The sequence below is a fragment of the Streptomyces sp. genome, from assembly GCF_031178505.1.
GTDB lineage: Bacteria > Actinomycetota > Actinomycetes > Streptomycetales > Streptomycetaceae > Streptomyces > Streptomyces gulbargensis.
Map to the genome: position 1 here is coordinate 1 of NZ_JAPSIW010000293.1, position 7,814 is coordinate 7,814.

Annotated in this window: 6 protein-coding genes; 1 reads left to right on the forward strand and 5 read right to left on the reverse strand. The window is 75.6% G+C overall.

The window, feature by feature from the left end; all coding sequences use genetic code 11:
- The 3 genes from RIF68_RS19595 to RIF68_RS19605 form a co-directional block, all read right to left on the reverse strand.
- On the reverse strand, positions 1-423 hold a 423-nt coding region (locus RIF68_RS19595; protein WP_309052578.1), incomplete at its 3' end, for a hypothetical protein.
- 382 nt (positions 424-805) lie between these two features.
- Complete coding sequence (locus tag RIF68_RS19600) at positions 806-2,209, reverse strand: MFS transporter (protein ID WP_309052579.1); 1,404 nt, start codon at positions 2,207-2,209, stop codon at positions 806-808.
- 482 nt (positions 2,210-2,691) lie between these two features.
- Positions 2,692-3,750 carry a saccharopine dehydrogenase NADP-binding domain-containing protein gene (locus RIF68_RS19605; protein WP_309052580.1) on the reverse strand — a complete coding sequence of 353 codons (1,059 nt, stop codon included), beginning with the start codon at positions 3,748-3,750 and terminating at the stop codon, positions 2,692-2,694.
- 121 nt (positions 3,751-3,871) lie between these two features.
- Here RIF68_RS19605 and RIF68_RS19610 point away from each other — a divergent pair, with 121 nt between their 5' ends.
- Entirely contained in the window at positions 3,872-4,870 is a 999-nt protein-coding gene (locus RIF68_RS19610) for a helix-turn-helix domain-containing protein (protein ID WP_309052581.1), read from the forward strand.
- A 26-nt stretch (positions 4,871-4,896) separates the two neighbouring features.
- Here RIF68_RS19610 and RIF68_RS19615 read toward each other — a convergent pair whose 3' ends face one another.
- Complete coding sequence (locus tag RIF68_RS19615; protein ID WP_309052582.1) at positions 4,897-5,199, reverse strand: hypothetical protein; 303 nt, start codon at positions 5,197-5,199, stop codon at positions 4,897-4,899.
- Between the two features lie 271 nt (positions 5,200-5,470).
- The coding region (locus RIF68_RS19620; RefSeq protein WP_309052583.1) for a S8 family serine peptidase at positions 5,471-7,814 on the reverse strand (2,344 nt) is incomplete at its 5' end.

The window sequence follows — 7,814 nt, forward strand, 5'->3', positions numbered from 1 at the left end:
CAGCAGTTCACCCACCACGCCCGCGTCCACCGCCGGACCCCGCAACAGACCCGGCAGACAGCCGCCGGGCAGCACGGAGACCAGCGCCGGGTACAGCCGGTCACCGGCCGCGGCGAGCCTCTCCGCGTGCGCGGCGAGCCGCCGCCGTTCCTCCGGACCGAGGAACCGCCGCATCGCGGAGTCGGGGCGGACGAGCTGCGCCAGGGGGTTGTCCCGGAACCGGCCGTCCTCGCCCATGAGGCGGGCGACGAGACCCCCGCGCGGGCCGTCCGGGCCGTCGAACACGGTGTAGTGCCGTTCGCCGCCGTCCCGGCTCTCCGCCGCCCGCAGCCAGTTGGGCAGGGCGTGGAGGGTACGGGCCAGCGGGGACCAGCGGCCCGCCACGGCGTCCATGTCCCCCGCCCGGTGGATGTCCGTGCTCACGCGGAGGTCCTCTCGTGTCCGTGCCGATCGTGTCCGTGCCGAGAAATGGGGGACCGGCCGGCGACCGGGGCCCGGCCCCGCCGCCCGGCGTACGCCTCGGTGGGACCGAGCGCCTCGCGGCCCGTCTCCGCGCGGTGGGCCGGCGCGTCAGGCGGCCCCGACCGGAACCCCTCGGCCTCCCCGTGCGGCGGCCGCCCGCGCGGACCGGCCAGGAAGCCGGCCGTGGCGAACCCCGAGGACACCCCGGACAGCCGCCTCCCGGCGAGGACCCGCACCAGCCCCGCGTACGATCCCCTCGGCCGACTCCGGGCGGACGAGGGCCCGTCCGGCGCGGCGGACACTGCGAAACCCGCGCCGTGACCGATGCCGAGGGCGGCCGCGGTCATCGCCGAACCTCTTCCTTGGTCAGAGCACCGAAGTCGTCCAGGCGGACCACGGGAAGCGAATCCAGGTGGCCCGGGCGGGCGTCCGCCTCGTTCCGGCCGGCCGGAACGGGAGGAGCGAACGGGGCCGCCGGGCGGCCGGCGGCGTGCCCGGGCTCCGTCTTCGTCCCGGGATCCGCCGGAGGCACGGGCCCGGGCCCGCCCGTCCTCGCCGATGCCGGAAGGAGCGGGGTCAGCGCCAGCACGGCGGCCATGAGCAGCGGCGCGAGCACCCAGTAACCGCTCCAGCCGTCCCCCGCCGCGGTGCGGTGCTCCGCACCACCGATCAGGGCGGCGCCGAACAGGGCTCCGACGAGCCCACCGCACGCGTCGCCCACGCCCGACAGGCCGTAGACGGTGGTGGCGTCGTCCGCGCCCTGCGCCCGGACGCGGTCGTCGATCCACAGGCTCACGCCGACCTCGCCCACGCCGAACACGACGATCGCCAGGAGCCACAGGGGCCACCACGAGGCCGGCGCGGACAGCAGCACGAACGCGGCGGCGAAGAGGGCGAAGCCCGCCACGAACACCGGCCGCACACCGCGTCCGGCCACCGCCCTCGTCACCGGCCGCCGGGCCACGATCAGCAGCGCCGCGTTGACCAGGAACAGACCACCGGCCGGCCAGACCGAGGCCCCGTCCACGACCAGCAGCGGGAAGGCGCTCTCCAGTTGGACGACGGCGAGCCCGAGCAGCGTCGTGGCCGCCGTGATCAGCAGGACCGGGCGGCGGCCGGCCAGCGCGACCGCGCCGCGCCAGTACGCCGGGCCCGCCCCGGAGCCGTCCCCGGCCTCCGGCAGCCGCAGCCGCCACAGCAGCGGGCTCAGCGCGGCGAAGGCCAGGGCGGCGAGCACGAACAGTGCCGCGGACCCCCGCACGAACACCAGCATGCCGACGAGCGGCCCCAGCGCCATGCCCGCGTTGGCGCACGTGGCGCGCGCCGAGGCGGCCCTGAGCTGGTGTTCGCCGGCCACCGCCCGCAGCAGCGCGGCCCGGGCGACCGGGGAGAACACGCCCGCGCCCGTGCCGATGAGCAGCACGGCGCAGGTCACCTGCGCGAGGGAGTCGCCCAGCAGCAGCGGATAACCGGCGACACGCAGCAGGTTGCCGAGCACCATGACCCGGCGCATGCCCCACCGGTGTGTCAGCGCGCCCGCGGCCAGCCCCGACACCCGGGTGCTCCAGTAGCTCAGCCCGAGCAGCAGGCCCACGGCCGCCGACGACAGACCCGCGCCGTCGCGCAGATGGAGCGCGAGGTACGGGACGACCAGGAAGACGCCCGCGCCGGACACGAACGCGGCGGCCAGCAGGACCAGAACCGGCCCGTCGCACCAGGGCGGCAGCAGCCTCCGTACCCGGCTCACCGCGCACCGCCCGCCACCCGGCCGGCCGTCGGTCGCAGGTGCTGGGGGGCCACGCGGGCCCGGTGCGGGACCACCTCCGCGGGCAACCCCGTGAGAGCCGTACCCTCGGCGTCTCCCGGTCTCCCCGCCTCCGCCGCGTACCTGTGCACCCGCGCGGGTGTCGGACCGGGCCGGGCGAGCGCGTCGGCGATGTGGTCGGTCAAGGGGGTCCCCCGCTCTCGTGAAGTGGCACCTGCAACCCCGGGTCGGAGGCGCCGGACCGGCCTCCCCGCCACCGGAAAGCTAGGCAGGGGCACGGTGGCCCACAAGAAAGGCCCCGGCGGAGAGTCAAGTCGCCCTGCGCGCGCGAAGAGGAGCGCCCCGCCGCAGTGCCGGCGGGGCGCGAAGGCCGTCAGGAGGCGGGGGTGTCCCAGCCTCCTGACGGTGTGAAGGGGCGGCGGCCTCCAGGTCGTCGGCGGTGCGGCCGGCTGTCCGGCACGGGGTCAGCCGAGCCGCTCCCAGGTGAGGTCCGGGCCCAGCGCGTCCAGGAAGTCCGGGGCGTCGAACATGGCGCCCGCCGACGCCAGGCCCGCCACCCGCGTCCGCCCCGACAGCACCCGGGCCACGGCCTCCACGACCAGCGGCGCGGTCACCGCGTAGATGTCCCGCCCCCGGGCCACCGCGCGCCGCTCGGCGCCGTCCACGCGGACCACCACGTCCACCAGGAACGTCTGCGCGGACCGCCCCTGGGCGTCCACGGCCCCGGGCGCCGGAGTGTCCGCCGCCACGACGTCCCGCGCCGCCTCGACCGTCATGGCGGTGCTCACCTCGGGGACGGACAGATGGCTCGGCAGCGTCACCACGTCGGCCATCGTGAACTCGCCGATCACCTCGCGCGTCCCCCACGGCTCGGGAAAGTGCCACTCCCGCGCCGGCGCGGCGTCGTCCCGGTACTCCAGCCGCCCCCGCGCGAAGCGCACACGGCGCCCGCCCCGCCGATCCCGGGACACCGCCCCTGCCGCACGCGTGCCCGCCGTCGGATGCCAGCCGCTCAGCGCGTAACCGACCCGCACCTCCCCGGCCGCCGTCCCGCCGTCCAGCGCCGCCGTCGCCAGCAGATCACCGAGCCCCCCGAAGAACGCCATGGCCGGCACGACCACCACTCCCGCCTCACGCGCCCGGTCCCCGAACCGCGCGAACGTGTCCGCGTTGGCCTCGATCTCGGCCGCCACGTCCAGATACGGCACCCCGTTGCGCAGGGCCGCCTCGATCACGGGCGCCGCCGTCACGGCGAACGGCCCGGCGCAGTTGACCACCGCCGCGGCGCCGGCCAGCGCGCGGTCGAGCGAGGCCGGATCGTCCACCGACGCCGTACGGGCCTCCAGGCCGGTCTCCCGCGCCATCGCCGCCAGCTTCCCCGCGTCCCGGCCGCTGAGCACCGGCGTGAACCCGCGCCGCCGCAGCTCCGCGACCACGAACCGCCCCGTGTGCCCGTACGCCCCGAACACCACCACCGGCAGCCCCTGCCCCGACTCCGCCGTCGTACCCGTTGCCGTTCCCATGGGTTCCCCCGCTCTCGCCCGGTCCGGCGCGGTCGTCCACCGCGCTCCGTCCCCCTCATCCCACCAGGCATGCCGCTCCTCCGCGATGGTCCGGAACGACATGACCCGTACACTTCCGGACATGACCACGGTCGCCCTGGCCCTCACCGAGGGCATGCTCCACTTCGAACTCGCCCTCGCCTGCGAGGTCTTCGGCTCCGGTCCGCCCGAGCCCGCCCGTTCCTGGTACGACCTGCGGATCTGCGGGCCGGCCGCCGCGGGCGCCGGCCGTTTCCGGCTGGAGCCCGACGAGGGCCTCGACGGCCTCGCCACCGCCCATACCGTGATCGTCCCGGGCTGGGCCGACATCGACCGGGACCCGCCCCGCGCACTGGTCGACGCGGTCCGCGCGGCCCACGACGCCGGAGCCCGCGTGGCCTCCCTCTGCACGGGCGCCTTCGTCCTCGCCGCCGCGGGCCTGCTCGACGGCAGACGCGCCACCACCCACTGGGCGCACACCCGGGAGCTGGCCGCCCGCCACCCCCGCGTGACCGTGGACCCCGACGTCCTCTACGTCGACGAGGGCGGCGTCCTCACCTCCGCGGGCAAGGCCGCCGCCATGGACCTCTGTCTGCACCTGGTCCGCCGGGACCACGGCGCGGCCACCGCCAACGCCCTCGCCCGCCGCCTGGTCGTCCCCCCGCACCGCGACGGCGGCCAGGCCCAGTACGTCACCGCCCCCGTCCCGACCCCCGGCGACCACCCGCTCGCCGGCGTCCTGTCCTGGGCGGTCGAGCACCTGGACCGGCCCCTCACGGTGGAGGACCTGGCCCGCCGGGCCGGCCTGAGCAGCCGGCACCTCACCCGTCACTTCCGCGCGGTCACCGGTACGACCCCCCTCCAGTGGCTCCTCACCCAGCGCATCCGCTACGCCCAGGAGCTCCTGGAGAGCACCGACGACACGGTCGACACCGTCGCCGCCAGCACCGGCATGGGCACCGCGACGACCCTGCGGCGCCACTTCCAGCGCACCGTCGGCGTCCCCCCGGACACCTACCGCCGCACCTTCCGCACCCGGCCCGCGTCAGTGCCCGGCGCCCGCCAGGCCGAGCATCCGGTGCACGGGCGGCACCGGCAGTGACGGGTTGCCGGCGGCGGCCCGCGCCGCTACCCGGCTCGTCCAGCACCCACGCCGGGGTCCGTGTCCGACCCGAGGGCGCGAGCGAGCGCCGTCGGCACATGCGGGCTGTGGGCGACCGCGCGGCGGACCGCGCTCTCCTCGTGGCCCACCGGGAACGCGGCCAGGTCCGCGTCGACGGCGCGGCGCGCGCCGCCTCCCCGCGTCGGGCTCGCGAGGAACGCCACGACCGTCACCGGCAGCGGCGCCTCCACCCGGGTGGCCTCCGCGACCGCCTCCCGCACCGAAACCCTGGCGGGGGAGCGGTACGCCGACCGGCGGACGGCGTACATCGACCGGAACCCACTGGGCCCGCCCCCCAGGGCCTGTCGCGGGGGTGACCGAGGAGACACGTCCGCACGCCCTCGTCGCGAATGGCGGACGCCGGACCAGCTGGACCCGCAGGCCTGACCATCGACCAGATCGAGGCGGCGCAGGCGGAACCGGGAGACGCGGTCCGGTCACGGGGACGACGCCGGCGTCCCGCCGGCGCCGGTGGAGGGGGAAGACCGGTACGGCCCCCGAAGGCCGGAGCCTTCGGGGGCCGCACGCGGCGCCGGCCGTTTACCGCGCCGAGTAGCCGAAGGCCACACCGTTGGCCGGGAGGCCGCCCGAGCCGGGCTTGTACGTGGTGGTGGGGGCGACCGTGCCGCCCTGGGTCACGTTGGACATCGGCAGCGCGTGGAGCGCGCCCGTGGCCAGGGGGCCGAAGGGCATGCCCACGTACAGCTTCGTCGCCGTGAAGTGGATGTTCTTGCCCAGGTACTGGTTGGCGCCGGGCGGACCAGGGATGCCGTCGCCGTCGCCGGCCTCGATCCAGCGGTCGTTCGTACCGGCCGAGCCGGCCAGCGAGAACGTGTGGATCGCGCCCGCGTTGGCGGTGGTGACGAGGTCCTCACCGGGCGTACCCACGGCGAGCCGCATGGACGCCACGGTGCTCACCGAACCGGGGGCCGTGTTGACCGCGGTGAGGTACTCGCCCATGCGGTCACCGACCTCGGAGGTACCGGACACGTCGTCGTCCGCGGTGCCCTGCTTCAGCTCACGCAGGTAGCTCCAGGTGCCGTCGGGCTTGATGCGGATCTGCACCACGCGGCCCGCGTTGGCGCGGTCCTCGGTGCCGACCGTCACGCTCTCACCGGGCGAACCGATCGCCAGGATCGACTCCGTGGCGGCCGGGGCGCCGCTGGCCCGGAACGGGGCCATGGCCACCGCGTAACCGAACTGGTCGCCCGCCTCGGAACCGCCCGAGATGGCCGCGTTGTCCTGGTCGAGTCCCGCGAGCGGCAGGGGACGGCCGCCGGAGTCGAAGCGGTTGGCGTCGAAGATCGCGACGCCGCCGGCCTTCGCCGTGCTGCCGATGGCCTCGTTGGGGGCGCCGATGGCGATGTAGTTCTGGTCGGCGGCCACGGACCAGGCGAAGAGGTCTCCCGACTCGGGGTCGCCGGGAACACCGGCCGACGCCTGGTTCACCGCCAGGCTGGTGGTGCCGTACACGTAGAAGAAGGCGCCCGCCTGAGTGGCCGTGCCGATGCTTTCGCCGGGCAGGCTGATGATCAGGTACGGTCGGCCGGCGTCGTTCACCGCGGCCGCGATCCGGTGGCCCATGCGGTCGCCCGCCTCGGACGACGAAGCCGCGATTCCGCCGGTACCGGAGCCCTGTTCGAGGTGCGTGGCCTTCAGGGTGCCGGTGCCGAGGCCACCGGCCGCGCCGTACAGGATGTCCACGAAGCCCGCGTCGGTGGCGGTGCCGACGGTCTCGCTCGGGGTTCCGGCGACCAGGTCGGTGAAGCCGTCCTTGTTCCAGTCGATGGTGGCCAGGGTCTCGCCGAAGTAGTCGTCCGCCTCGGAGCCGCCGGCCACCCAGTCCAGGTCCTGGCTGATCTCCGCGGTGCCCTTGCCGCCCCCGTACACGATGCGGATCAGACCGGCCTTGGCGTCCGTGCCGACGGTGGCCTGCGGGTCGGAGATCGCGATGTCCTCCGCGCCGTCGCCGTTGAAGTCGGTCATGCCGGCCGGCTTCGGGGCGGTGCCCCCGCCGGTGACGGCGGCGCCGAGGTCGATCCGGGGGGTGGTGGCACCGGTGTAGACGACGCCCCGGCCACTGCTCTTGAGCAGGGCCGTCAGGTCGGCGACGCTCTTGGTGGGGAAGGCCTGCCTGAGCACCGCGTACGCGCCGGCCACGTGCGGCGCGGCCATGGAGGTGCCGTTCTTGGAGGCGTAGGTGCCGCCGGGCACGGAGGAGACGATGCCCGTGCCGGGGGCGAACAGGTCGAGCAGCGGGCCCCGGTTGGTGAAGGCCGAAAGCTCGTCGTCGTCGGTCGTCGAGCCGACCGTGACGGCGGAGGAGATGCAGCCGGGCATGCTCACCGCGTCGGTGTGCCCGTTGTTGCCGGCCGCGATCACGGTGGCCACGCCGGCGGTCAGCAGGCTGTCGACGACCGGCTTGCGCAGGTCGCTGTCGCAGGCGGTGGCGTAACGGCCGTTGCCGAGGCTGAGATTGGCGGCGACGATCGGCGTACCGGCCCGCTTGAGCTTCAGCACGTGTTCGAGGCCCTTGAGCTGGGCGCTCTGGAAGCTGCCCACGCAGGGAGCGCCGCCACCGCAGAACTCCTCGGTGGTGAACTGGCTGAAGACCTGGACGGCGACGATGTCGGCGCCGGGCGCCACACCGTTCTTGGGAGCGCCCGTGAGGCCGCTGCCGTTGCCCGCGGCGATGCCGGCCACGTGGGTGCCGTGGTCGCAGGCGGGCATGGTCGCGCAGGGGCCGGCCGCGGTGTTGGCCGCACCGGCGCCCTCCTGCGCGTCGGCGCCGTTCGGGCACAGGCTGGCGATGCCGCTCTCGGCGTCGCTCGGCGAGAAGCAGGCCTCGGCCACGACCCGGTTCCTCAGGAACGGGTGTCCGGCC